General features: G+C 70.2%; 24 protein-coding genes. 13 read left to right on the top strand and 11 right to left on the bottom strand.

Annotated features, from left to right (window positions below; translation table 11 throughout):
• Positions 1-448: 448 nt before the first annotated feature.
• On the top strand, positions 449-970 hold the full coding sequence (locus tag AC1DP0_RS02000) for a YbhB/YbcL family Raf kinase inhibitor-like protein (RefSeq protein ID WP_478082222.1): 522 nt from the start codon (positions 449-451) through the stop codon (positions 968-970).
• Between the two features lie 53 nt (positions 971-1023).
• On the opposite strand, the gene AC1DP0_RS01995 is transcribed toward AC1DP0_RS02000, so the two are convergent.
• Both AC1DP0_RS01995 and AC1DP0_RS01990 read right to left on the bottom strand, forming a co-directional pair.
• Positions 1024-1617, bottom strand: a complete 594-nt coding sequence (locus AC1DP0_RS01995) for a mycothiol transferase (RefSeq protein WP_478082221.1) — start codon at positions 1615-1617, stop codon at positions 1024-1026.
• Between the two features lie 45 nt (positions 1618-1662).
• Positions 1663-2451, bottom strand: a complete 789-nt coding sequence (locus tag AC1DP0_RS01990; protein WP_478082220.1) for a sigma-70 family RNA polymerase sigma factor — start codon at positions 2449-2451, stop codon at positions 1663-1665.
• Between the two features lie 163 nt (positions 2452-2614).
• On the opposite strand from AC1DP0_RS01990, the gene AC1DP0_RS01985 reads away from it, so the two are divergent.
• From AC1DP0_RS01985 to AC1DP0_RS01970, 4 genes are all read left to right on the top strand, one after another.
• On the top strand, positions 2615-3226 hold the full coding sequence (locus tag AC1DP0_RS01985; RefSeq protein ID WP_478082219.1) for a hypothetical protein: 612 nt from the start codon (positions 2615-2617) through the stop codon (positions 3224-3226).
• 265 nt (positions 3227-3491) lie between these two features.
• Complete coding sequence (locus tag AC1DP0_RS01980; protein WP_478082218.1) at positions 3492-3707, top strand: hypothetical protein; 216 nt, start codon at positions 3492-3494, stop codon at positions 3705-3707.
• A 125-nt stretch (positions 3708-3832) separates the two neighbouring features.
• On the top strand, positions 3833-4453 hold the full coding sequence (locus AC1DP0_RS01975) for a DUF47 domain-containing protein (RefSeq protein ID WP_478082217.1): 621 nt from the start codon (positions 3833-3835) through the stop codon (positions 4451-4453).
• Positions 4454-4460: 7 nt separating this feature from the next.
• Complete coding sequence (locus tag AC1DP0_RS01970; protein WP_478082216.1) at positions 4461-5465, top strand: inorganic phosphate transporter; 1005 nt, start codon at positions 4461-4463, stop codon at positions 5463-5465.
• A gap of 11 nt (positions 5466-5476) precedes the next feature.
• Here the strand turns inward: AC1DP0_RS01970 and pstB are convergent, their stop codons facing one another.
• From pstB to mshD, 7 genes are all read right to left on the bottom strand, one after another.
• Complete coding sequence (pstB, locus tag AC1DP0_RS01965) at positions 5477-6253, bottom strand: phosphate ABC transporter ATP-binding protein PstB (RefSeq protein ID WP_478082215.1); 777 nt, start codon at positions 6251-6253, stop codon at positions 5477-5479.
• A gap of 19 nt (positions 6254-6272) precedes the next feature.
• Entirely contained in the window at positions 6273-7238 is a 966-nt protein-coding gene (gene pstA, locus AC1DP0_RS01960; RefSeq protein WP_478082214.1) for a phosphate ABC transporter permease PstA, read from the bottom strand.
• A complete protein-coding gene (gene pstC, locus AC1DP0_RS01955) occupies positions 7235-8242 on the bottom strand; it encodes a phosphate ABC transporter permease subunit PstC (protein ID WP_478082213.1) in 1008 nt (335 codons plus the stop codon). Before pstC ends, pstA begins: the two co-directional genes overlap by 4 nt.
• Positions 8243-8357: 115 nt before the next feature.
• The gene (pstS, locus tag AC1DP0_RS01950; RefSeq protein WP_478082212.1) at positions 8358-9479 is read right to left on the bottom strand and encodes a phosphate ABC transporter substrate-binding protein PstS; all 1122 of its coding nucleotides are present in this window, start codon (positions 9477-9479) and stop codon (positions 8358-8360) included.
• 267 nt (positions 9480-9746) lie between these two features.
• Positions 9747-10697 (bottom strand): NUDIX hydrolase, encoded by a 951-nt coding sequence (locus AC1DP0_RS01945; protein WP_478082211.1) that lies wholly within the window; start codon positions 10695-10697, stop codon positions 9747-9749.
• 73 nt (positions 10698-10770) lie between these two features.
• Positions 10771-13080, bottom strand: coding sequence for an RNA degradosome polyphosphate kinase (locus AC1DP0_RS01940; RefSeq protein WP_478082210.1), 2310 nt, complete (start codon positions 13078-13080; stop codon positions 10771-10773).
• A gap of 34 nt (positions 13081-13114) precedes the next feature.
• The gene (mshD, locus tag AC1DP0_RS01935; RefSeq protein ID WP_478082209.1) at positions 13115-14074 is read right to left on the bottom strand and encodes a mycothiol synthase; all 960 of its coding nucleotides are present in this window, start codon (positions 14072-14074) and stop codon (positions 13115-13117) included.
• A 192-nt stretch (positions 14075-14266) separates the two neighbouring features.
• Here mshD and AC1DP0_RS01930 point away from each other — a divergent pair, with 192 nt between their 5' ends.
• A complete protein-coding gene (locus AC1DP0_RS01930) occupies positions 14267-16084 on the top strand; it encodes a bifunctional metallophosphatase/5'-nucleotidase (protein WP_478082208.1) in 1818 nt (605 codons plus the stop codon).
• Between the two features lie 101 nt (positions 16085-16185).
• On the opposite strand, the gene AC1DP0_RS01925 is transcribed toward AC1DP0_RS01930, so the two are convergent.
• Positions 16186-16893 (bottom strand): response regulator transcription factor, encoded by a 708-nt coding sequence (locus tag AC1DP0_RS01925; RefSeq protein WP_478082207.1) that lies wholly within the window; start codon positions 16891-16893, stop codon positions 16186-16188.
• A 171-nt stretch (positions 16894-17064) separates the two neighbouring features.
• On the opposite strand from AC1DP0_RS01925, the gene AC1DP0_RS01920 reads away from it, so the two are divergent.
• Complete coding sequence (locus AC1DP0_RS01920) at positions 17065-17289, top strand: MoaD/ThiS family protein (protein ID WP_478082228.1); 225 nt, start codon at positions 17065-17067, stop codon at positions 17287-17289.
• 6 nt (positions 17290-17295) lie between these two features.
• Complete coding sequence (locus AC1DP0_RS01915; protein WP_478082206.1) at positions 17296-18162, top strand: hypothetical protein; 867 nt, start codon at positions 17296-17298, stop codon at positions 18160-18162.
• A gap of 106 nt (positions 18163-18268) precedes the next feature.
• On the opposite strand, the gene AC1DP0_RS01910 is transcribed toward AC1DP0_RS01915, so the two are convergent.
• Positions 18269-18640 carry a DsrE family protein gene (locus AC1DP0_RS01910; RefSeq protein ID WP_478082205.1) on the bottom strand — a complete coding sequence of 124 codons (372 nt, stop codon included), beginning with the start codon at positions 18638-18640 and terminating at the stop codon, positions 18269-18271.
• A 23-nt stretch (positions 18641-18663) separates the two neighbouring features.
• Here AC1DP0_RS01910 and AC1DP0_RS01905 point away from each other — a divergent pair, with 23 nt between their 5' ends.
• From AC1DP0_RS01905 to AC1DP0_RS01885, 5 genes are all read left to right on the top strand, one after another.
• A complete protein-coding gene (locus AC1DP0_RS01905; RefSeq protein ID WP_142203913.1) occupies positions 18664-19161 on the top strand; it encodes a heme-binding beta-barrel domain-containing protein in 498 nt (165 codons plus the stop codon).
• Between the two features lie 28 nt (positions 19162-19189).
• A complete protein-coding gene (gene ygfZ, locus AC1DP0_RS01900; protein WP_478082227.1) occupies positions 19190-20230 on the top strand; it encodes a CAF17-like 4Fe-4S cluster assembly/insertion protein YgfZ in 1041 nt (346 codons plus the stop codon).
• Between the two features lie 36 nt (positions 20231-20266).
• Positions 20267-21130 (top strand): beta-keto acid cleavage family enzyme, encoded by an 864-nt coding sequence (locus AC1DP0_RS01895; protein ID WP_478082204.1) that lies wholly within the window; start codon positions 20267-20269, stop codon positions 21128-21130.
• 185 nt (positions 21131-21315) lie between these two features.
• Entirely contained in the window at positions 21316-21807 is a 492-nt protein-coding gene (locus AC1DP0_RS01890; protein WP_478082203.1) for a helix-turn-helix domain-containing protein, read from the top strand.
• A 1-nt stretch (position 21808) separates the two neighbouring features.
• The coding region (locus tag AC1DP0_RS01885; protein WP_478082202.1) for a hypothetical protein at positions 21809-22633 on the top strand (825 nt) is incomplete at its 3' end.

The following is a 22633-nucleotide window of genomic DNA, read 5'->3' as shown; positions in this document are numbered from 1 at the left end:
CGCCGTCTGGATCGCCGTCTGGGTCGCCGTCTGGGTTGCCGTCCGAGTCTCCGTCCGGGTCTCCGTCTTCGTCACCGTCTCCACAGGCGTCGTGGGAACGGTGGCCGTCGGGAGCGTGAGCGTCGGCGCGGTCCGCGACGGGCCCGTCAGCGACGGCAGGGCCACGGCCGGCGCGCTGACGCTGGGTTGCGACGTCGGCAACGATACGGACCCGTTTCCGGAGCACGCCGCCAGCAGGGCGAGAAGGAGGAGGGTGGTGACCGGCGTGCCCGCGCGTCTCATGCACGATTGTGCGTGCAGGACACCCTGCGGCGGCGTCACCCGCCAAGGATGATGTGGGGGTGGGGGAGGCGGCCCCGACGACACGCAACGGGGGTCGGCAGGGCCGGAACGGCACACTCGCGCGATGGGTATGGTGCAAGCACCAACGGCTTCGCAGGAGGACAGCATGAGCCTCGACCGACCGGTCGCCCCCAACCCCTACGACCTTCTGCCGCAGGTGGCGTCGTTTCGCGTGACCAGCGCCGACGTCACCGACGGGGCGCCGCTCAAGGACGATCAGGTGGCCGACGGGGGCAACACCTCCCCGCAGCTGTCGTGGAGCGGCGCCCCCGAGGGCACGCAGAGCTACGTCGTCACCTGCTTCGATCCCGACGCGCCGACACCGTCGGGCTTCTGGCACTGGGTGCTCGTCGACCTGCCCGCCGATGTCACCTCACTCGACACTGGTGCCGCCGCAGCAGCCTTGCCCGGCAAGGCTTTCCACGTGCGCAACGACGGAGGCCAGCAGGGCTTCATGGGGGCTGCGCCGCCGAAGGGCGACATGCCTCATCGCTACTTCTACGTCGTCCACGCCGTGTCCGAGCCGAGCCTGGGCGTCGACGACTCCGCGTCGCCTGCCGTGGTGTCCTTCAACCTCGCGTTCAAGACGCTGGCTCGCGCCGTCATCCACGGCACCTACCAGCACTGAGGCATTCGCAGCAGGACGTATGCCGGGTCAACCGCGGGGCGGCCCGGCTGCGGTCACGCGAAGCTGAAGTGGCCTGAGGTCGGGGCCCATCCGTCGGGCGGGTCCTCACCGACGCGACCGTCGACTGCCTCACGCAGCAGGTCGGCGTGTCCGGCGTGACGGGCGTACTCCTCGACGAAGTCGGAGACGAGGCGCCGCAGGTTCGCGTGCCGACCGTCGGGCATCGAGGCGTGGACGAGCTGGTCGAGACCCTGGTCTGCGAGAGCCGCCGTCAGCCGCTCGCGGGATCGCTGGACGGCGCTGTCGTAGAGGTCGTACAGCTCTTCGGGTGAGTCGTCGGCGGCCGATCCGAACTCCCAGTCGTTGCTGCCGTCCCAGCCCGTCGCGTCCCAGGGAGGTCCGATGGGTTCGCCGCGCATCTCGTGCGTGAACGTGTAGTCCTCGCAGGACGCGAGGTGCTTGAGGAGGCCTCCGAGCGTCAGGTTGGAGGCGCCGACGCGGGCCCGCAGGCCGTCCGCGTCCAGGCCGTCGGTCTTCCAACGGAAGGTGGCCCGCATCCGTTCGAGGGAGCCGACGAGCTGGTCGACGTCGTTGCCGGCGATCGGCGGCTCCCACGGGGTGGGGTTCGTCGTCTGCGATGTGCTCATGGGGGCCACGCTAGGGGCGGTTGCGGACGTTCCGCGTCCGGTTCGTCAGGCGCTCAGGAGCTCCGTGGACTCGAGGTGTCCACGCAGCTCCGCGAGGACGCGTCGCAGCAGCCGGCTGACCTGCATGGCGCTCAGGCCCATGGCCTGTGCGATCTCCGCCTGGGTCATGTCATGCGTGAACCGCAGCTCGAGAATGTGCTGGTCGCGTGCAGGGAGTCGCTTGAGGGCCGTCCGCACGAGAATGCCGTCGTCGAGCCCCGGGTCCGTCTGGTGCTCGGCACGCGCGTCGACGAGGTCGAGCACCGGTCGGCCCCCCTCCGTCGTCACCGCGTCGAGCGATGCCGGGCGAAGGTTGGTCGAGGCCACTTGCGCCTCCCTGACCTGCTCCAGCGTCAGGTCGAGCGCTGCGGCGAGGTCGGCCTGGGTGGGCTCGTGGCCGAGTGTCTGCTCGAGCTCCGTGCGGGCGCCCGTGACCAGCTGGCGACGCTCCTGCAAGCCGCGCGGGGGCCGCACGAGCCAGCCGTGGTCGCGGAAGTGACGGCGGAGCTCGCCGGTGATGGTGGGTGTGGCGTACGCACCGAACTCCGTCGGCTGCTCGAGGTCGAAGCGGCCGATCGCCTTGAGCAGGGCGAGGAAGGCGACCTGCTCGAGGTCGTCCCGGTCGAGCCCCTTGCCGGCATACCGGTGGGCGAGGGATCGGGCCAGCGGCATGTGCAGCCGGGTCACCGTCTCCAGGGCTGCGGACCGCTCGGTCTCGGAGGCCGAGGTGCGGTGCGTGGTGATGAGCTCGCGGGTCAGAGCGTCCTTGCGGGGTCCGCGGAAGGGGTCGGTCATGGCGTCTCCATCAGAGTGGTGGCGGCGCTTGCTTGACCGACGTCCTGACCCTAGACAAAGTCTCAACATTGCACAAGCCCTCGACATCTTTCGCGTCCTCGACCTGATCGATGAGGCGGTGTCGACACGCCTGCGCCGTCGGCGTCGGGGCTAGCCTGCTGGGATGAGCGAGAGCGACCATCGCGCCCCGAGGCGGCCTGCCTTCTTCAGCGAGGCGGCCCTCGAGGCGCACGGTCCCGCCTACGACCCGACCGAGCAGATCCACGTCGCCCACGAGACCGCGCTCGCGCTCGTCCACGCCGGACGGGCGGCGTCGGACCCGGCGGTGACGCAGAAGCTCGTGGCGCTCGTCGACGACATCGGGCTGTCGACGCTCGCCGAGCTGTGGTCGCAGCGCCCGGCCCGGTCGCTCCCTGGCGCGCTGTGGCGCCTCTACGTGCTGCGTGAATGGGTCAAGCGTGCCCCCGACGAGGCGAGTCGGGAGTATGCCGCCGGCATCCGTTTCACCGGTCCCAACCACGTCGTGGCCGGCGCTGCCGAGCCTCCGGGGCCGCAGGAGATGGGGCGGGTCATCGACGAGGTGCTGCGCGGTGTCTTCGAGGGTGACCTGGCTGTGGCCCTCGAGCGCGCGTCGGCCTTCTGCCGCGTCGTCTCGGCCGGGCGCGCCGACGTCTCGTCCGGTGACGAGGCTGCCGAGCGGGCCGCCAGCGTCCTCGTGATGGCTGAGGACCTCACCGTGTGCGCGCGGCTGTGGCGTGCGGACGCGCTCGAGTGAGCTCCACGCCGGGGCGGGCTGACGGCGAGTGCCAGAACCGGTGTCGTGGGATCTTTGGTGATCCGTTCGGACGCCTCTATCCTTGAACGCGCGTCGGGTCGCGGTAGCCCCGGGTCCCAAATCAAGCCGCTACGAGCGGCCCTGTGCCGAGAGGCGCTCCCGGCCCGACGCGACCTCGGCCCCACGGCATACGACACGTGGGGCGCGCCCACCTCGTCCGGGGCTTCGCTGCACGGATGACCAGCTGGACGCCTAGATTGGACCCATGATGCCCGACGATGAGCGGTCAGGTGACCTGCTCGATGTCGCACTCGCCGACGAGATCGAGCTCGTGAGCGACCTCGTCGTGGCCGCCTCGTCGAGCCCCCGTCATTTCACGCCCGAAGAGGTGGACGCGTTGCTCGGCATCTCGGGTGAGAAGATCTCAACAGCCCGTCCCTGCCACGGCCCCGGCCCGGTCAGCGCCGGCTCGGGGCAGTAGCAGCGGGCGAGCTCTCTCGTCGTCGCGTGTGGGGGTGAACGCCGGATTGATGCTCGGTTGCGTGGGAGTGACCGAGACGCCGTAGCATCGTCCCGGACCAGCCCTCGATCGACCGGAGCAGCCCCGTGGGTTTTCGCCTCACACCCCAGGACACCAGCTTTTTCACTCTCTTCACCTCCTCAGCCCAACTCCTCGTCGAGGCGACCCGCGAGCTGACCCGGTTCCTGGAGGTCGAGCCGTCGAAGCGGCAGGCCGTTGCCGACCGGCTCAAGGACCTCGAGCACGCCGCTGACGACGCGACGCACGAGCTCCTCAACAAGGTCAACAGCTCGTTCATCACCCCGTTCGACCGCGAGGACATCCACCACCTCGCTGCGTCCCTCGACGACTGCATGGACTACATCGAGGAGACCGCCGACCTCATCGTGCTCTACCGCATGGGTGAGATCCCCGACGGCCTCGCCGAGCAGTTCGAGATCCTCGCCCGGATGGCCGAGGTGACCGCCGAGGCCATGCCGCGGCTGCGGGCGATGAAGGACCTCAAGAGCTACTGGATCGAGATCAACCGTCTCGAGAACCAGGCCGACACTCTCCATCGCAAGATGGTCGCCGCTCTCTTCAACAACTCGCCGGACCCGGTCAACGTGATCAAGGTCAAGGCCATCGTCGACGGATTCGAGAACGCCGCCGACGCGTTCGAGAAGGTGGCCCACGTCGTCGAGGGCATTGCGGTCAAGGAGTCCTGACCCGCTGATGGACACGACCATCCCCCTCCTCGGGGTCGGTGCGGTCATCGCACTGGCCATGGGCTTCAACTACACCAACGGCTTCCACGACGCGGCCAACGCGATCGCGACCTCGGTCTCGACCCGGGCCCTGACACCCCGCGTGGCGCTCGCCATGGCGGCCGTCGCCAACCTCTTCGGGGCCTTCTTCGGCACCAAGGTGGCCCAGACCATCGGCTCCGGCATCATCGAGCAGCCGCAGGGCGTCAACGGTCTCTGGCTCGTCGCCGCAGCCCTGGTCGGCGCCATCGGCTGGAACCTGCTCACCTGGTGGCTCGGCCTCCCGTCGTCCTCCTCCCACGCCCTCATCGGTGGCCTCGCGGGCGCTGCCCTGGTCGCCGGTGTGACCGTGCAGTGGGGCGTCATCTGGGACAAGGTGGTCATCCCGATGATCATCTCGCCGGTCGTCGGGCTCGTGGTCGGCTACCTCGTGATGACCGCGATCTTCTGGGCCTTCCGCCGCGCCAACCCGAGTCGCGTGACGCGGGGCTTCCGTCTGGCGCAGACGGCATCGGCTGCCGCAATGGCCTTCGGCCACGGCCTGCAGGATGCCGGAAAGACGGCAGGCGTCGTCCTGCTCGCCCTCAACATCTCGGGCCTCCACAACAGCAACACCGTCCCGATCTGGGTTCTGCTGCTCTCGGCAGTCGTCATCTCCGCAGGTACGTATGCCGGTGGGTGGCGCATCATGCGCACGCTGGGTCGCCGGATCATCCACCTCACGCCCCCGCAGGGCTTCGCTGCCGAGACCACTGCTGCGTCGATCCTCTACGTGGCCGGCCTGGCGTTCGGTGCACCGATCTCGACGACGCACACCATCACGGCGTCCATCATGGGTGTCGGCGCGACGAAGCGTCTCTCGGCGGTCCGCTGGGGTGTCGCCAGCAACATCGTCGGCGCGTGGATCCTCACCTTCCCCGGCGCGGGCCTCGTCGCCATCGTCGCGTGGTACGCCACGTCGATCTTCCGCTGACCCCAGTCGGGTCAGCCGAAGCGGCCGGAGATGTAGTCCTCGGTGGCCCGCTCGGCGGGGTTGTTGAAGATGCGTGTCGTGTCGCCGATCTCGACGAGGCGTCCCGGCTCGCCGGTCGCCTTGAGGTTGAAGAAGGCCGTGCGGTCCGAGACCCGCGCTGCCTGCTGCATGTTGTGCGTGACGATGACGATCGTGAACTCGCTCTTGAGCTCGTTGATGAGGTCCTCGATCGCCAGCGTCGAGATCGGGTCGAGCGCCGAGCACGGCTCGTCCATGAGGAGCACCTGGGGCTGCACGGCGATGGCGCGCGCGATGCAGAGACGCTGCTGCTGACCACCGGAGAGGCCCGCGCCGGGCTTGCCGAGGCGGTCCTTGACCTCGGTCCACAGGTTCGCGCCGTGCAGTGACTGCTCGACGATGCCGTCGAGCGTCTTCTTGTTCTTCACGCCGTTGAGGCGCAGGCCTGCCGCGACGTTGTCGTAGATCGACATGGTCGGGAAGGGGTTGGGCCGCTGGAACACCATGCCGACCGTGCGGCGCACGGTCACGGGGTCCATCGAGCTGGCGTAGAGGTCCTGGTCGTCGAGCATCACCTTGCCCTCGACGCGGCCACCGGGGATCACCTCGTGCATCCGGTTCAGGGTGCGCAGGAAGGTCGACTTGCCGCAGCCGGACGGGCCGATGAAGGCCGTCACGGAGCGGGGCTCGACCGTCATCGAGACGCCCTCGACGGCCTTGAAGGAGCCGTAGTAGACGTTGAGGTCAGAGACGTCGATTCGCTTTGCCATCGTGAAGATTCGCTTTCTCTTACTTCTTGACCGAGCCGAAGTGCGCGATGACCCGGCCGATGAGGTTGAGCAGCAGGACGAGGATGATCAGGGTCAGGGCGGCGCCCCACATGCGCTCGGCTGCGGTCGCCAGGGCGAAGTCGCCACGGTCCTGGTTGATCATCATGGGAAGTGTCGGGAAGTTGCCGTGGAACAGGTCGCGCTGGAAGTTCTTCGTGTACGGCGCGAGGATCAGCAGCGGCGCCGTCTCACCCATGACCCGGGCGATGCCGAGCAGCACCCCGGTCACGATGCCGGAGAACGCGGTGCGCAGCACGATCTTGACGACGGTGACCCACTTCGGCACGCCGAGTGCGTAGGCCGCCTCCCGCAGCTCGTTGGGCACGAGCTTGAGCATCTCCTCGGTGGACCGCACGATGACGGGAATCATCAGCAGCACGAGCGCCAGCGCAGCGGCGAAGCCGGAGCGCTCGAAGCCGAAGGTTGTCACCCACACGGCGTAGATGAACAGGGCCGCGACGATAGAAGGCACACCGGAGAGGATGTCGACGGTGAAGCTGATCGTCCGGGCGAGCCGACCACGGCCGTACTCGACGAGGTAGACGGCGGTGAGGACGCCGATCGGCACCGCGATGAGCGCGGTGAAACCAACCATCTGGAGGGTGCCCTCGATGGCGTGGCGCGCGCCGCCGCCGAAGTCGTCGGAGTTGATGTTGCGCTGGTTGCCCGTCCACCACGTCGACGTCGTGAGCAGGTGGGCACCCTTGGCGATGACGGTGCCGAGGATCCACACGAGTGGGACCATCGCGAGCGCGAAGGCGGCCCACATGACGATCYTGGCCACCACGTCCTTGACGGCCCGGGCACGGTGGGGGTGGTTCATCTCGGACAGCACGTCGCCGCTCGAGCGCCCGCCCGGAGGCGTGGAGGGGCCTCCGGGCAGGACGCGGTCGTCGGGGAGGCGGCGGTCGGTAGCGGCGGTCATTCGGTGAAGGCCTTCCTGCGCTCGATGACGACGCGGGCGATGCTGTTGACGACGAAGGTCAGCACGAAGAGGACGAGGCCGGCCGCGATGTAGGCGCCCGTCTTGGTCGGGTTGCTGAACTCGGCAGCGTTGTTGGCGATCTTCGACGCGAAGGTCTCGCCGCCGTTGAAGAGCGACCACGTCCACGGGCTGCCGTCGGAGAGTGCTGACACGAGGAAGGTGACGGCGATCGTCTCGCCGAGCGCGCGACCGAGGGCGAGCATCGAGGCAGAGATGACGCCGGGGCGACCGAAGGGCAGCACCGCCGTGCGGATCATCTCCCACTGGGTGGCCCCGAGCGCGAGCGCGCCCTCCTTGTGGGCCGTCGGCGTCTGGTCGAAGACCTCGCGTGAGAGAGCGGTGACGATGGGAAGCACCATGATCGCGAGCACGATGCCGATGAAGCAGATCGTGCCGCCGCTGATGCCGGTGGGCGCAAAGAGCGGGAACCAGCCGAACGCGGTCTCGATCCAGCCCTGCACGGGCTTGAAGACCGGCGCGAAGGCGATGAGACCCCAGAGCCCGTAGACGATCGAGGGCACCGCGGCGAGGAGGTCGACGAGGCCAGCAGCCGGGCGGCGCATCCACGTCGGCGCGTACTGCGTGATGAAGAGCGCGACGGCTACGCCGACCGGGACAGCGAGCAGCATCGCGATGGTGGAAGCGGTCACCGTGGTCCACAGGAACTCGAGGATGCCGAAGGCCGGGTGGTCGCCACCGGGCGCCCAGACCCGGCTGGTGAAGAAGTTCGCCGAGTTGTCCATGAGGGCCGGCACGGCCTGCACGATGAGAAAGACCGCGATGAGGGTCACGAGGACGATGACGAAAACGCCGGACACCGTTGCCGCGCCGCCGAAGAGCCGGTCGCCGAGGCGACCCGTGGACGCCCGGTCGCCCTGCAGGGGCCTTTGGCCGTCCGGCCCGGGAGTCTGGTCCGCGGCGGACACGCCCGTCACTGTGGACACGTGGAGGCCCCTTCCTTCGGTTGCGTGGTACTGGCGCAGGGGCGGCCGCCGAATGTGGCGCCCGCCCCTGCGTTGTCGACCCGGTCCGATCGCTCCGACCCGGTCATGGGGAGCTTCAGGAGATCGCGTCGACCGCGGCCTGGACCTTGGTCGCGACCTCGGTCGGCAGCGGGGCGTACCCCTTGGACTCGAGGCCCTTCTGGACCTCGTCCGAGGCGAAGGTCTTGAGGAAGCTCTTGACCTTCTTGCCCGTCGCGGCGTCGGCGTACTTCGAGCACACGACCTCGTACGTCACGAGGACGATCGGGTAGGCCCCGGCCTCCTTGGTGGCGTAGTCGATCTTGAGCGCGAGATCGTTGCCCGTGCCGGTCTGCTCGGCCTTTGCGATCGTCTTGCCCGCCGAGGCGGCGGTCAGCTCGACCGGGCCGGAGCCGGTGTCGATCTGGGCCATCGGGAGCTGGTTCTGCTGGGCGTAGGAGAGCTCGACGTACGTGATGCCGCCGTCCTGACCCTTCGTCGCGGTGGCGACACCGGCCGACTTCTCCTTGCCCTCGCCCTTGCCGGTCCACTTCTTGCCGGTCTCGTAGGACCAGGCGTCGGGGGCGGCGGCCTTGAGGTACTTCGTGAAGTTCTCGGTCGTGCCCGACTCGTCGGAGCGGAAGAAGACCTTGATCGGCGTGGCAGGAAGGGTGACGCCCTTGTTGAGCGCGGCGATGGCAGGGTCGTTCCAGGTGGTGATCTTGCCGTCGAAGATCTTCGCCGCGACCTCGGCGTTGAGCACGAGCTTGTCGACGCCCTTGACGTTGTAGGCGATCGCGATGGGACCCGTGACCATGGGCAGGTTCCAGGCGTCGGAGCCACAGGCGGCCTTGGCGTCCTGGGCCTCGACCTTGCCGTCCTTGGGCGTGGTCTTGAGCGAGGAGTCCGAGCCGGCGAAGTCGACCTGCTTGGCGATGAACTGCTTGATGCCGGCGCCGGAGCCCGTGGGCTGGTAGTCGATGTTGGCGTCGGCGCACTTCGACTGGTAGGCCTTGATGGCCTCGTCGATGGCGTTCTTCTGGGCCGAGGAGCCCTCGGCCTTGAGGTCTCCGGTGAAGCAGTCGCCGGCGGCCGTCGAGCCCGCTCCGGTGGAGCCCGCGCCGGGCGCGGCGCCGTTGTTCTCGGACGCGCAGGCCGAGAGCGCGAGAGCGCCGGACAGGGCGATGACGCCGAGAGCGCTGAAACGCGAAACAGACACGAGTGTGATCCCTCTCGATGGGGTGTTCAGGTGGTCGTTCGGTCAGGTCCGAGCGACGGTGCTGGATGGTGATCCACGGCGAACATAAGTGCGCCGGGTGACCACTGGTCCACGTGCGGTTAACGCAGGGTGAACGAGGGGCGACATCTTGGGGTGCAGGGCCATCTGGGGGTGCGTCAGAGACCGGGACCGGCCCACCATGAAGGGTTCGGACGGGACTGGGACGGGACTGGGACGGGACGGAGCGTGCCGAGGACCGTCCGGACGTCAGGTGTCGATGCGCTCGACGTCGACGACGCGCGCGTCCTCGCCCCGCCCCACGAGGTGGCAGACGAGCACCTCGCCCTTGCGCATCGACTCGTCCGCGGCAGCGCGCAGGTGCTCGGCCACGATCCCGCCGCGCTCGGGGGACTGCGCGACGCGGGTGTGCAGGATCCCGAGGAGGGTCGGGAGCACCGGACCGTGGCTGCACACGGCGGCGGGGTCGCCGCGCTCGAGCAGGCGCCGCACCTGGGCGACGGCCCCCTCCTCACTCTTGGCGAAGCCCTCCTCCGACAGGGCGTCGCGGGTGCGCAGCCGCAGTCCGCGCGCGGCGGCATACTGCTCGACGGTGGCGACGCAGCGGGTCGAGGACGAGGAGACGACACGCTTCACGCCGTAGGCGCCGAGCACCCCCGTGACCGTGGTCGCCTGGGCGCGGCCGACGGCATCCAGCGGTCGCCGCCGGTCGTCGCTGCTCCACTTGCCGCGCGGGACCGCCTTGGCGTGGCGGACGAACGCGATGGGCCACGTGCGCAGCTCGTCCCCCCGGTCGGCCCGGACGAGCGCGAGCAGCTGCTCCCGGTCCCGGGCATAGTCGAGACGGTCGTGTGCCGTGCGGACGTCGACCCAGGCGACCTCGTCGATCTCGTGCTCGAGCGTGCCGGTGCCGCCGGTCACGCGGGCAGACCAGTAGTGCACCTGCTTGGTGGCCGGACCTCCGGTCGCGTCGAGCACGGGATACTCCGCCGACGGAAGTGGCACCCCGAGGCGCACGACGAGCCCGGTCTCCTCGAGGGTCTCGCGGGTCGCGGCCACGCACGCGTGCTCGCCGGGGTCGAGCTTGCCCTTGGCCCAGGACCAGTCGTCGTACTTCGGCCGGTGCACGAGGGCGACCTCCAGGCGTCCGTCGCGACGCCGCCAGGGCAGCGTGCCGGCGGCGGGGATCACTGAGGCCACGCGCGCCAGTCTGCCCGATGCCGGCCTCGTCGGCCCAGCGACGGTCGCAACCGGGACGTGTGCCGACCTGCGGTCAGCGACGTCGCGCCTTGCGGCGCCGTCTGTCGTGGCGCTCGATGAGCTTCTCCTGCAGGTCGTCGAGCGGTTCGCCGGAGTCGGACAGGTGGTGGCGCACCCAGCGGCCGTCCGAGCCGAGGTCCCAGCGCGACGTCGTCTCCGCGAAGGCGAGGTCGATGAGGTCCGCGAGCTCGACGAGGTGGCTGGGCTCGGCGATCCGCACGAGCGCCTCGACCCGGCGGTCGAGGTTGCGGTGCATCATGTCGGCGCTGCCGATGTAGACCTGCGGTTCGCCGCCGTGGTCGAACCAGAACACCCGGGAGTGCTCGAGGAAACGTCCGAGGACGGAGCGGACCCGGATGTTCTCGGAGAGGCCCTCGACGCCGGGCCGGAGCGCGCAGATGCCGCGCACCCAGATGTCGACACGGACGCCGGCGATGCTGGCCCGGTAGAGCGCGTCGATGAGGGCCTCGTCGACGATCGAGTTGGCCTTGATGACGATGCGTCCGGACGGCGCGCCCTCGCGGCGCGAGGCGTGGAGGTCGATCTCCTCGTCGACGAGGTCGATCAGGCCCGATCGCACGGACCGTGGCGCGACGAGGAGCCGCTTGAACTTGCTGCGCGGTGCGAAGCCCGAGAGGAGGTTGAAGAGCCGCGACAGGTCCTCGCCGACCTGCGGGTCGGTCGTGAACAGGCCGAAGTCCTCGTAGACGCGGGCCGTCTTGGGGTTGTAGTTGCCGGTGCCGATGTGGCAGTAGCGCACGAGGCCCTCGGACTCCTGGCGCACGACGAGGCACAGCTTGGCGTGGGTCTTGAGGCCGACGACGCCGTAGACGACGTGGACGCCCGCCTCCTCGAGCTGGCGGGCCCACGAGATGTTGTTGACCTCGTCGAAGCGCGCCTTGATCTCGACGACGGCGAGCACCTGCTTGCCTGCCTCGGCGGCGTCGATGAGGGCGTCGATGATCGGCGAGTCGCCCGACGTGCGGTAGAGCGTCTGCTTGATCGCGAGCACCTTCGGGTCGCCTGCCGCCTGCTCGATGAAGGCCTGCACCGAGGTCGAGAACGAGTTGTACGGGTGCTGGACGAGGACGTCCTTCTGACGCACCGCCGTGAGCAGGTCGATGGCCTTGGAGCTCTCGGTCGGGGCGAAGTCCRGGTGGGTGCGCGGGAAGAACTTCGGGAACTCGAGGTCGCTGCGGTCGACGTCGGCGATGGTGAACAGGCCGCGCAGGTCGAGCGGGGTGGGCAGGCGGTAGATCTCACGGTCGCTGATCTGCAGCTCGCGGGCCAGCATGTCGAGCACCTTGGGATCGATGTCCTCCTCGACCTCGAGCCGGATCGGCGGGCCGAAACGGCGTCGGGTCAGCTCCTTCTCCAGGGCGGTGAGGAGGTTCTCGGCGTCGTCCTCCTCGACCTCGAGGTCCTCGTTGCGCGTGACGCGGAAGGAGAAGTGCTCCTGCACGAGCATCCCGGGGAAGAGCTGGTCGAGGTGGCTCGCGATGACGTCCTCGAGCGGGACGAAGCGCTTGCGCTCGACCTCGGCGTCGACGTCCTCCTCGACGAGGATGAAGCGGGGGAGGCTCGGCGGCACCTTGACCCGGGCGAAGTGCTCGGTGCCCGTCTTCGGGTTCTGCAGCAGCACGGCGAGGTTGAGCGACAGGCCGGAGATGTAGGGGAAGGGGTGGGCGGGGTCGACCGCGAGGGGGGTGAGCACCGGGAAGACGCGGTCGGCGAAGAAGAAGTGGAGCGGTTCGCGGTCGTCCTCGTCGAGGTCGTCCCAGCGCACGACGCTGATGCCCTCGTCCTCGAGCGACGGGCGCACGTCGTGCTGGAAGACACTGGCGTGCTGCTGCATCAGCTCGTGCGCGAGGCGGGCGATGCGCTCGATCAGCTCGCGGGGCTCCAGTCCGGCCGCGGTGCGGACCGCCAGGCCGGTCGCGATGCGCCGTTTGAGCCCGGCGACCCGGACCATGAAGTACTCGTCGAGGTTGTTGGCGAAGATGGCGAGGAAGCGGGTGCGCTCGAGGAGCGGCACGGCCGGGTCCATCGCGAGCTGCAGCACCCGCTCGTTGAACTGCAGCCACGACAGCTCGCGCTCGAGGTAGCGATCGGCGGGCAGCTCGTCCTCGTCGCCCTGCCCACCGGCACCGACGAAGCGCCCGTTGGGTGCCCGTGGGGGTGTGCGCCGGGTCGGGACGGTGCTGGTGAACGAGCTGACCTCTGCCGCCTCGCTCGTCGGCTCCTCGGCTGCGGCGTCACGGGCCCCCACCGCCTGGGTGTCCTGCTGGTCGAGGTCGGGGGTGGTGAGGCTGCCGGTGCTCATGCGTCCATCGTGGCACCGAACGGTGATCCGAGGGTCAACTCGTCTCAGCCGGGGGCGGCGGAGACGAGCGGTCACCCGCTTCCGTCCGGGCGAACTGCCGGTGCACCTCGACGTCGACGAACCCCAGGGCGGCATAGGTGCGCACGGCGGCGACGTTGTCCTGGTCGACGTAGAGCACGACCCTGTCCAGGCCGAGGGAGCGCAGGTGGTCCAGGCCCAGCACGGTGACCGCGCGGCCGAGTCCCTGACCCTGCCGGTCCGGCGAGACCGCCACGACGTACACCTCGCCGACGTCCCCGCCCGGTGGGTCGACCTTCGTCCAGTGCGAGGCCGCGAGGACGTCCGGGTCCTGCGCCTCGACGACGAGGATCAGACCCGCCGGGTCCCACCAGGGCTCGGCCATCCGCTGGTCGAGGTCGGTCCGGCGCATGGACCCCTGCTCCGGGTGGTGCGCGAACGCCGCGGCATTGAGGGCCAGCCACGCGTCCTCGTCTCGTCCGGGCTCGAAGGAGCGGACGGCATACCTCGGGTCGAGCGAGGCCGGCGGCCACGGTGGTCCGTCGCGGAGGGAGCGACCCATGACGTGGAGCGAGCGCACGGCCACGAGGCCGTTGGCGCGGGCGAAGGCGGCGGCCTCGTCTGCTGCCCGACCCGTCGCGTGGCTCCAGACGCGTATGCCGTGGGGCAGGCACGCGAGCAGCGCGGTGCCCACGCCTGACCGCCGGGCCACGGGCGCCACGACGAGCTCCCCCGAGGGCGGGCCCTCGCCCGTGCGCGACTGCGCGTAGCCGACCAGCAGTCCCTCGGCGTCCGTCGCGAGCAGGTGGTCCACCCCGTCGTGCTCGCGGGCACGCACGGACAGGCGGAACTGCTCCGACAGTGGCTCCGCCCCGTCGGCGGCCGCGGCATCCGCAGCGAGCACGAGGACGCTTGCCGACTCGTCGGGAGTGAGGGGGTGCGTGGCATCGCGCAGGGCGACGGTCGGGCGCGGCATACCGCGATTCCACCACAGGGACGCGCGGGGTCTCGCCTGTCGCCGGTCCCGGCTAGGGTCCGGTCAGGGCTCGGGGCCCTGCACTGCAGCTCACAAACATTGTCAATCGGCAAGCCCCTCCGGCGACCCTCCGGGCACTAGCCTCCGTGGGTGCCGATGGGCACGCGACTCACACCTGATCAAGGGAGACACATGTCCCGTACCACCCGCCGCATCACGGGCGTCGCCGTCGCAGGAATCTGCGCCGCGGCCCTCGCGGCACCCGCCCTCGCGGCACCCACCGCGGGGCCCGACACCGGCAAGGCGCCCGGCAAGACGCAGTTCCCGATCCAGATCCTGTCGTTCAACGACTTCCACGGGAACCTCGAGCCGCCGCAGGGCTCGAGCGGCAAGATCCAGACCGGACCCAAGAGCACCGACACGACCGTCGTCGGCGGCGTCGAGTACCTCGCGACGCACCTCAAGGAGGCGCGCGTCGGTCACCCCGACACGGTCACCGTCGCCGCCGGCGACATGGTCGGCGCTTCCCCGCTGCTGTCAGCCGCCTTCCACGACGAGCCGACCGTCGAGGCGCTCAACACGCTCGGCCTCGACATCACGGCCGTGGGCAACCACGAGTTCGACGAGGGCTACAAAGAGCTCCAGCGGCTCCAGCACGGTGGCTGCATCGACGACGGCCCCGACGGCCTCAACAACCAGAACTCCTGCGCGGCCGGCACCTTCACCGGCGCGAAGTTCCAGTACCTCGCCGCCAACGTCGTCGAGAAGGCCTCCGGCGAGACGATCCTGCCGCCCTACGCCATCAAGACGTTCAACGGTGCCAAGGTCGGCTTCATCGGCATGACCCTCAAGGACACGCCGTCCATCGTCACGGCGTCCGGGGTCGCAGGCCTCGAGTTCACCGACGAAGTCAAGACCGCCAACGCTCTCGTGCCCGTGCTCAAGGCGCAGGGTGTCAACGCCATCGTCGTGCTCATCCACCAGGGCGGCAACGTTCCGGCGTCCACGCCGTACGACTACACCTGCCAGGGCGGCGGGACCCTCTCGGCCGACTCGCCGATCATCCCGGTCGCCAAGGGTCTCGACCCGGCCATCGACATGATCATCTCGGGCCACACTCACCAGCCGTACATCTGCAATCTGCCCGACCCCAACGGTCAGCCGCGGCTCATCACCTCGGCCTCCTCGTTCGGTCGTCTGTTCAACGAGACGGACGTGACCTACGACCGTCGCACGAGCGACATCGTGCGTCCGACGACCGCGGACTCGCGCAACCTGCTCGTGACCCAGACCGTGGCCAAGGACCCTGCCGAGACGGCGCTCATCGCGACGTACTCCAAGCTCGTCAAGGCCATCGCCGACAAGGTGCTCGGGCAAATCGTCGGGGCCTCGGTCAGCAAGGCCCAGAACGCCGCGGGCGAGTCGCCGCTCGGTGATCTCATCGCCGACGCTCAGCTGGCCGACCCGTCCGTCGTGACCGGGGGCAAGACGCCCGTCGTCGCCTTCATGAACCCGGGCGGCATCCGTTCCGACCTGGTGGCCGACGCGAACGGCAACGTCACGTACCAGTCGGCCTTCACGGTGCAGCCGTTCAACAACTACCTCGTGTCGATGGACATCACGGGGCAGGGCATCTACGACCTGCTCAATCAGCAGTTCAGTGGTGCCAACAGCGCGAGCAGCCCGAAGGTGCTCCAGGTCAGCGCCGGCTTCACCTACAGCTACACCCAGCTCGGCAAGGGCACGCCGAACGTGCCCACCGACGACACGGCGACCGTCGACGACGGCTCGGTCAAGATCAACGGCGTGCCGGTCGACAAGGCCGCCACCTACCGGATCGTCACCAACAACTTCCTCTCCGATGGTGGCGACGGCTTCCCGGCCTTCAAGGCGGGCACCGCGAAGTACTTCGGCGGCCTCGACATCGACGGCTTCGCGGCCTACCTCACGGCTCACTCGCCGTACACGCCGCTGGTCCCGAGCCGCATCACGAAGGTCCTGGTGCCGTAGTCCCAGCACCAACCCAGCTGCCCGTATGCCGTCGAGCCCGCTCGATGGCATACGGGCATCGCTGCGTCCCGGGCGTCCGGGCGTCCGGGCGTCCGGGCGGGTCAGGGCGCGTCGGCGGTCTCGGGAGCCCGGGTCTCGGCGCGGTCGGGCACGAGGCGGTAGCCGACGTTGCGGACGGTGCCGATGAGCGTCTCGTGGTCGGGGCCGAGCTTGGCCCGCAGTCGACGCACGTGGACGTCGACGGTGCGCGTGCCGCCGTAGTAGTCGTAGCCCCACACCTCCTGGAGCAGCTGGGCGCGGGTGAAGACCCGGCCCGGGTGCTGCGCGAGGTACTTGATGAGCTCGAACTCCTTGTAGGTCAGGTCGAGCGCGTGGCCCCGGAACCTCGCGGAGTACGACGCCTCGTCGATGACGAGCTCGCCCGAGGTGATCGGCAGGTCGAGGCCGGCGTCGTCGTCCTGTCCCCGGGTCATGGCCAGACGCAGCCGTGCGTCGACCTCGGCGGGCCCGGCGGTGTCGAGAAGGACGTCGTCCAGCCCCCACTCGGACGTGAGGCCAGCGAGGCCGCCCTCGGTGAGGACGGCCAGCAGGGGAGTGCCGATCCCGGTCGTGCGCAGCACCCGGCACAGGGAGCGGGCACTCGCCAGCTCCCGTCGCGCATCGACGACGACGACGTCGCAGTCGGGCGAGTCGACGAGGGCCGTTGCCTCGGCCGGCAGGACACGCACCGTGTGGCTCAGCAGCCCGAGGGCAGGCAGCACCTCGGCGCTCGGGGCGAGCGCGTTGGTGAGCAGCAGCAGGCGGGCCATCTCATGCAGGATAGGCGAGACTGGTCAGGTGCGAACCAGACCGCATCAACGATGAGACGGAGTGAGATGGCCCCGAGTGCACCCGAGTCGCGTACGGCCTCACCGGCCGCACCGACGGCCGCCGCAGCCCCGGACACCGCCGCTCCAGCCGCTCCTGCCCCGACCGTCACAGTGCGCTACTGGGCGGCAGCCCGGGCCGCGGCGGGTACCGACATGGAGACGCGGAAGGGAGCCAGCGTGGGCGAGGTCGTCGACGCGGCGGTCGCCGCGCACCCGGAGCTCGCGCGCGTCGCGGCGGTGGCGAGCTTCCTGCTCGACGGGCGCGCCGTGCGACGCGAGGAGCCGGTGCCCGACGGTGGCACGGTCGAGGTGCTGCCGCCCTTCGCCGGGGGGTGATGCACAATGGCCCCCGTGCCTGAGGACAACGCGGCCCTGCGCGAGCCCGGCCCCGAGCGCTCCGACGCCTCGGGTGCGCCGGGGACGCCGGGGACGCCGGGGGCCGCAAGGCCGCACCAGGAACCGCTCTCGCCCGTGGGCGCCGCCCGCATCCGCTGGGGCAGCATCGTCTCGGCTCTCGTGGCTGCGGTGGTCCTGCTCGTCGCCCAGGACTCCGGGTATGCCGCCACGCTGGGTGTGACGCTCGTGCTCGCCCTCGCGCTCGTCTGGGGGTGGCCGCGGATCACCGGCTCGTGGACGCCGGCGGCGACGACCGTCGTGCTCGGCGTCGCCTCCGTGGCCATCGTGCTGAGCGCCTTGCGCGAGGACCTCCTGTGGATGCCTGCTGCCGTGGCGTTCGGCATCGTCCTCGCGTTCGTCGGGCAGCTCGTCCGGCGGACGGGCCGCGAGGGCCTCGTCCTCACGCTGCTCTCGTCGTTCGGCGGGCTGGCCGTCATCGCATCGGGTACGACGGCGGTCGTCGCCGCCGACACCGACCGTGGTCAGGCCCTCGCCGTGGTGGCCATGACCGCGGTCGCAGCTGCCGTCGTCGCAGACCTGCTCTCGGGAGTTCGGGTCGCGGCGCCCCTGCTCGGCTTCGTCGCGCTCGCGGCCGGGATGCTCGCCGCGGTCGTCGCCGCGTCACGCTTCGCCGACGTGGGCACGCTCGAGGCGCTCGGCATCGGTGCCGTGGTCGGCACGGCGTCGTGGTCCTTCCGGCGGGTCCTCGCGGTGGAGCCGGCCGTGCCGACCGTCCGCGGACAGGTCAGCGCCGGCGTCGGCTCGGTGCTCGTGGTCGGCGCCGTCGTGCACCTCTTCTCCGTCCTCACCTGACCCCGTCGCCCCCTGCACCACTGCCCCCCGCCCCCTCGCCTCAACCGTCGAGAGGCCACGTCTTGCCGCCTCCCGCAGGTCGAGAGGCCACGCTTCGCGGGGATGCTCAGTAGACGAGGGCCTGCGCGCCCTCGGCCATGACCTCCTCGACGAAGACCGCGGCTCCCTTGATGACCGCACCGTCGACGAGCTGGTCCTCGGTCAGGTCCCGCCGCGCCGCGCACTGCGTGCACACGGTGAGCCGGCCACCCGCGAGCACCGCGTCGCGCAGCTCGACGAGCGGGGCGGCATACGGCAGCTCGAACCCCTCGGCCCGGCCCGGGACTGCCATCCACGTCGACTCCCCGGTCAGCCAGAGCGAGACGCCGACGCCGCTGGCGACGGCCGTCGCGGCGACCGTGAAGGCCTGCGAGAGGCGCTCCGGGGCTTCGATGCCGGTGGTGACCTTGATGACGAGCGAGCGTGCGGGGGTGTCCATGGCCTCAGGCTACGATCGGGCGCATGTTCAACCTCGACCAGGACATCCCCGAGCCGCTGCGACCCCTCGCGTGGCTCATCGGACGCTGGGAGGGCGCCGGTGTCGTGGGCTATCCCACGATCGAGTCCGCGCACTTCGGCCAGGAGGTCGAGGTCACGCACGACGGACGCGGCTTCCTCAAGTGGGAGAGCCGAGCCTGGATCCTCGACTCCGAGAACGGGGCCAAGGTGCGTCCGGCCGCGGTCGAGTCGGGGTTCTGGCGCCCGCTGGAGAACGGTGAGGTCGAGCTGCTGCTCGCGCACCCGACCGGCATTCTCGAGCTCTACTACGGCAAGATCGAGCCGGCCAAGATCCAGCTCAAGACCGACGGCGTCCTGCGGGCACCGGGGGCGAAGGAGTACAACGCCGCGACCCGCATGTACGGTCTCGTCGAGTCCCAGCTGATGTGGGTCATGGACATGGCCGCGGTCGGCCAGGAGCTCCAGAGCCACGTGTCCGCCACGCTCAAGCGCGTGGAATGAGGCGTATGCCGTGAGCGTTCCACCGGACATGAGCGACGTGGAGCTGCCGACCCGATCGACGAGGAGCCCCCTGCTGTCCCGGCCGGGCGCCGTGGCGGGCGAAGGCCTTGAAGCGGCCGTCGCGCTGCACTACGGCGACCCGATGCGCGAGCAGCGCCTCCTCGAGGAGGGCCTTGCGGTCGTCGACCTCTCGCACCGCGACGTCGTGACTGTCACCGGACCCGACCGGCTCAGTTGGCTCCACTCGCTGACGACCCAGCACCTCCTCGGCCTCGAGCCGCGACAGTCCCGAGAGGCCCTGGTCCTGACTCCCAAGGGCCATGTCGAGCACTCGCTGCACCTCGTCGACGACGGCGAGACCACGTGGATCACCACCGAGCCGGGTGCCGGGCAGGCGCTCGCCGGCTGGCTCGACAAGATGCGCTTCATGCTGCGGGTCGAGGTCGCTCTCGTCACCGACGACTGGGCGGTTCTCGGCGAGCCGCACGCCAGCGAGTCCGTCGAGGGTGAGCCCCTGGCCTGGCGCGACCCCTGGCCCGACCTCGTCGGCGACACCGCGGCATACGGCCCGGTCGACGAGCACCCGGGCACCGAGCGAGCTTGGCGCGAGGTGATCGTGCCACGCGCCGATCTCGTTGCGGCAGTGGGCGATCGGCCGCTCGCCGGACTCTGGGCAGCCGAGGCGCTGCGCATCGCCGCGTGGCGTCCACGACTGGGGCTCGAGACCGACCACCGCACCATCGTCCAGGAGGTCGACTGGCTGCGCACGGCCGTGCACCTGCACAAGGGCTGCTATCGCGGGCAGGAGACGGTCGCGCGCGTCCACAACCTCGGAAGGCCGCCCCGTCGTCTGGTCTTCCTCCACCTCGACGGGTCGGGCCATGTCCTGCCGGCGCAGGGGAGCGAGGTTCGGGCCGGTGACCGCGTCGTCGGGCACGTGACGTCGGTCGCGCGGCACCACGTCGACGGCCCCATCGCCCTCGCGGTCATCAAGCGCAACACCGACCCGACCCTCGAGCTGCTCGTCGACGACCTCGCGGCCGCCCAGACGACGATCGTCGCTCCGTGACCTGAGACGGCGTCCGGCGCTGGCAGGATGAGCGCCATGAGCGCCTTGAGCACTGCACGCAGCGTCGCGAGCACCCTGATCACCGTCGCGCCGACCGGCGCCGAGACCGCCAAGGCGGGCGTCCCGGCGCTGCCGACGACGCCTGAGGAGCTCGTCGAGACTGCCGTCGCGTGCGAGCGAGCGGGTGCCGCCCTCATCCACATCCACGTGCGCGACCGCGAGCACCAGCCGACGCTGGACCCGACCCTGCTCAAGGAGGCCGTCGACGGGGTGCGTGAGGCCACCGACCTCGTCGTCCAGCTCTCGACCGGCGGGGCCGTCACCGACCCGCTCGACAAGCGCCTCACCGTCCTCGACGCGGACCCCGACTCGTGCTCCCTCACGTGCGGGACGACGAACTTCGGCGACGGCGTCTTCCTCAACCCGTGGGGCTTCATGGTCGATCTCTATCGGCAGGCGCAGGAGCGCGAGGTCGTGCCGGAGTTCGAGCTGTTCGAGCTCGGTCACGTGCACGCCCTGCGCCGACTCATCGACGAGTGCGGCCTGCCCTACGGCGGCAGGGTCCACGTCGACTTCGTCACCGGGGTGCCGGGCGCCATGCCGGGCACGCCGCAGGCACTCCTCGCCGGCGTCGCGATGTTGCCGCCCGAGGTGACGAGCTGGTCGGCCACCGGCATCGGCCGCGCCCACCTGCCGATCGTTGCTGCGGCTCTCTCGGCCGGCGGTCATCTGCGCGTCGGCATGGAGGACAACCTGATGTATGCCAGGGGCCGGCCGGTCGAGCACAACAGCGAGCTCGTGGCCCGCGCAGCCGACCTCGCGACGGTGATGCAGCGCCCGCCGATGTCGACGACCGAGGCGCGCGAGGCGCTTGCGATCAAGGACCGCCGCACCCGCTGACCCGCTCGAGCGACGCGCGTTGGGAAGTGAGCACTCGACAGGACCCGCCCGGTCGAGTGCTCACTTTCGTATGCGCATCACCCCCGGTCGAGTGCTCACTTTCCTGCGCGCCCTGGAGGCGGTGTGGGACGTCTCACGCTGCCCGGAGTTTGCATTTTGCTTGCTGCAGTTAGCACAATGGAGGCATGAGCAAGCTTCCGCTTCCCGACCTCGGGGCCTACTTGCGCGAACAGCGCGAGAGCGCCCAGCTGTCGCTGCGCCAGCTCGCTGAGATGGCCGGAGTCTCCAACCCCTACCTGTCGCAGATCGAACGTGGGCTCAAGCGGCCCAGCGCCGAGATCCTGCAGCAGATCGCCAAGGGCTTGCAGGTGTCGGCCGAGTCGCTCTACGTCCAGGCCGGCATCCTCGACGAGCGGGTCACCGACAGTGACCCTGCTGCCGCCCCGGACGTCCTCTCCGCCATCGCCGCCGACCCGGTCCTCAGTGACCGTCAGCGCGCGGTGCTCGTCGACATCTACCTGTCGTTCGTCGGCACCGACGAGCCGGCAGCCGCCACGACACCGCGCAGTCCACGCGCCCGGCGAAGCACGCACCCGCCGGCTGGTGCATCCCGCCGGCGTCCGTCGCGCAGCACGACTGCTGCCGCGGCCCCCGAGCTCAACGAGAAGGAGAACTGAGATGGCACTCCCCAAGAAGATCACCCAGACCGTGAAGGACGCCCAGAAGCAGGCCGAGGCCGCCGTCGCCGACGTGCGCGGCCAGCTCGTCCAGGTCGAGGGCCGCATGCCCGACGTCCAGGTCGACGCGACGCCGTTCTACGCCGTCGTCGGCGCCGCGAACATCGCGATCGACACGGTCCGCACCGCGGGTGAGCAGCTCGAGGTCGCCCGTCGACAGGCCAAGGGCGCCGACCTGCGCAAGGGTGCCAAGAAGGAGGCGAACCAGCTGCAGAAGGACCTCCAGAAGCGCATCGCCGACCTCCAGAACCGCACCACCGAGCTCCAGAAGCTCGCGACGACGTATGCCGAGCGCTTCGTCACGCAGGCCCAGGACCTCCCGGCCCGCGTCCTCAACGAGGGCCTCGTCATCGCGAGCAACGCCAAGGACCAGTACGACGCCGCCGCGGCCCGCGGCGAGAAGGTCGTCACCGACCTGCGCGCTCAGGGCGAGCGCACCGCGTTCGACCTCAGCGAGCGCGGCACCGCCACGATGACCCGTGGTCGTCGCGTCGCCGGCACCGCCGTGACCGAGGGCGAGAAGGTCGCCAAGAGCCTCATGGACGTCGTCGCCAGGGACGCCTCGAAGATCGGCTCGCAGGTGGGGGCCTCGGTCGACGCCGTCGAGGCCGCAGCCGCTCCCGTGCCCGCCCAGCGCACCGCCGCCCACCAGCAGGCGATCCGCAGCTCGGCGGCGCAGAAGGCCGCCGCCACGCGCAAGGACAACGAGGTCGAGGCCAGGACGACCCGCAAGGTCGCCGCCCGCAGCTCGGCCACGACCGACGAC

This window comes from Terrabacter sp. P5_B1, assembly GCF_056400505.1.
This window is presented reverse-complemented; position numbering and strand designations above follow the sequence as displayed.

Bases quoted from the DNA above. Each gene is read 5' to 3' on its own strand.
- mshD (WP_478082209.1), bottom strand. From the start codon at position 14,074: ATGCCGCGCCCGACCGTCGCCCTGCGCGATGCCACGCACCCCCTCACT.
- AC1DP0_RS01890 (WP_478082203.1), top strand. From the start codon at position 21,316: ATGAGCAAGCTTCCGCTTCCCGACCTCGGGGCCTACTTGCGCGAACAG.
- AC1DP0_RS01910 (WP_478082205.1), bottom strand. From the start codon at position 18,640: ATGGACACCCCCGCACGCTCGCTCGTCATCAAGGTCACCACCGGCATC.
- AC1DP0_RS01990 (WP_478082220.1), bottom strand. From the start codon at position 2,451: ATGACCGACCCCTTCCGCGGACCCCGCAAGGACGCTCTGACCCGCGAG.
- AC1DP0_RS01925 (WP_478082207.1), bottom strand. From the start codon at position 16,893: ATGGCCCGCCTGCTGCTGCTCACCAACGCGCTCGCCCCGAGCGCCGAG.
- ygfZ (WP_478082227.1), top strand. From the start codon at position 19,190: ATGAGCGACGTGGAGCTGCCGACCCGATCGACGAGGAGCCCCCTGCTG.
- AC1DP0_RS01980 (WP_478082218.1), top strand. From the start codon at position 3,492: ATGATGCCCGACGATGAGCGGTCAGGTGACCTGCTCGATGTCGCACTC.
- AC1DP0_RS01930 (WP_478082208.1), top strand. From the start codon at position 14,267: ATGTCCCGTACCACCCGCCGCATCACGGGCGTCGCCGTCGCAGGAATC.
- AC1DP0_RS01895 (WP_478082204.1), top strand. From the start codon at position 20,267: ATGAGCGCCTTGAGCACTGCACGCAGCGTCGCGAGCACCCTGATCACC.
- AC1DP0_RS01995 (WP_478082221.1), bottom strand. From the start codon at position 1,617: ATGAGCACATCGCAGACGACGAACCCCACCCCGTGGGAGCCGCCGATC.
- pstB (WP_478082215.1), bottom strand. From the start codon at position 6,253: ATGGCAAAGCGAATCGACGTCTCTGACCTCAACGTCTACTACGGCTCC.
- AC1DP0_RS01915 (WP_478082206.1), top strand. From the start codon at position 17,296: ATGGCCCCCGTGCCTGAGGACAACGCGGCCCTGCGCGAGCCCGGCCCC.
- AC1DP0_RS02000 (WP_478082222.1), top strand. From the start codon at position 449: ATGAGCCTCGACCGACCGGTCGCCCCCAACCCCTACGACCTTCTGCCG.
- AC1DP0_RS01905 (WP_142203913.1), top strand. From the start codon at position 18,664: ATGTTCAACCTCGACCAGGACATCCCCGAGCCGCTGCGACCCCTCGCG.
- AC1DP0_RS01970 (WP_478082216.1), top strand. From the start codon at position 4,461: ATGGACACGACCATCCCCCTCCTCGGGGTCGGTGCGGTCATCGCACTG.
- AC1DP0_RS01985 (WP_478082219.1), top strand. From the start codon at position 2,615: ATGAGCGAGAGCGACCATCGCGCCCCGAGGCGGCCTGCCTTCTTCAGC.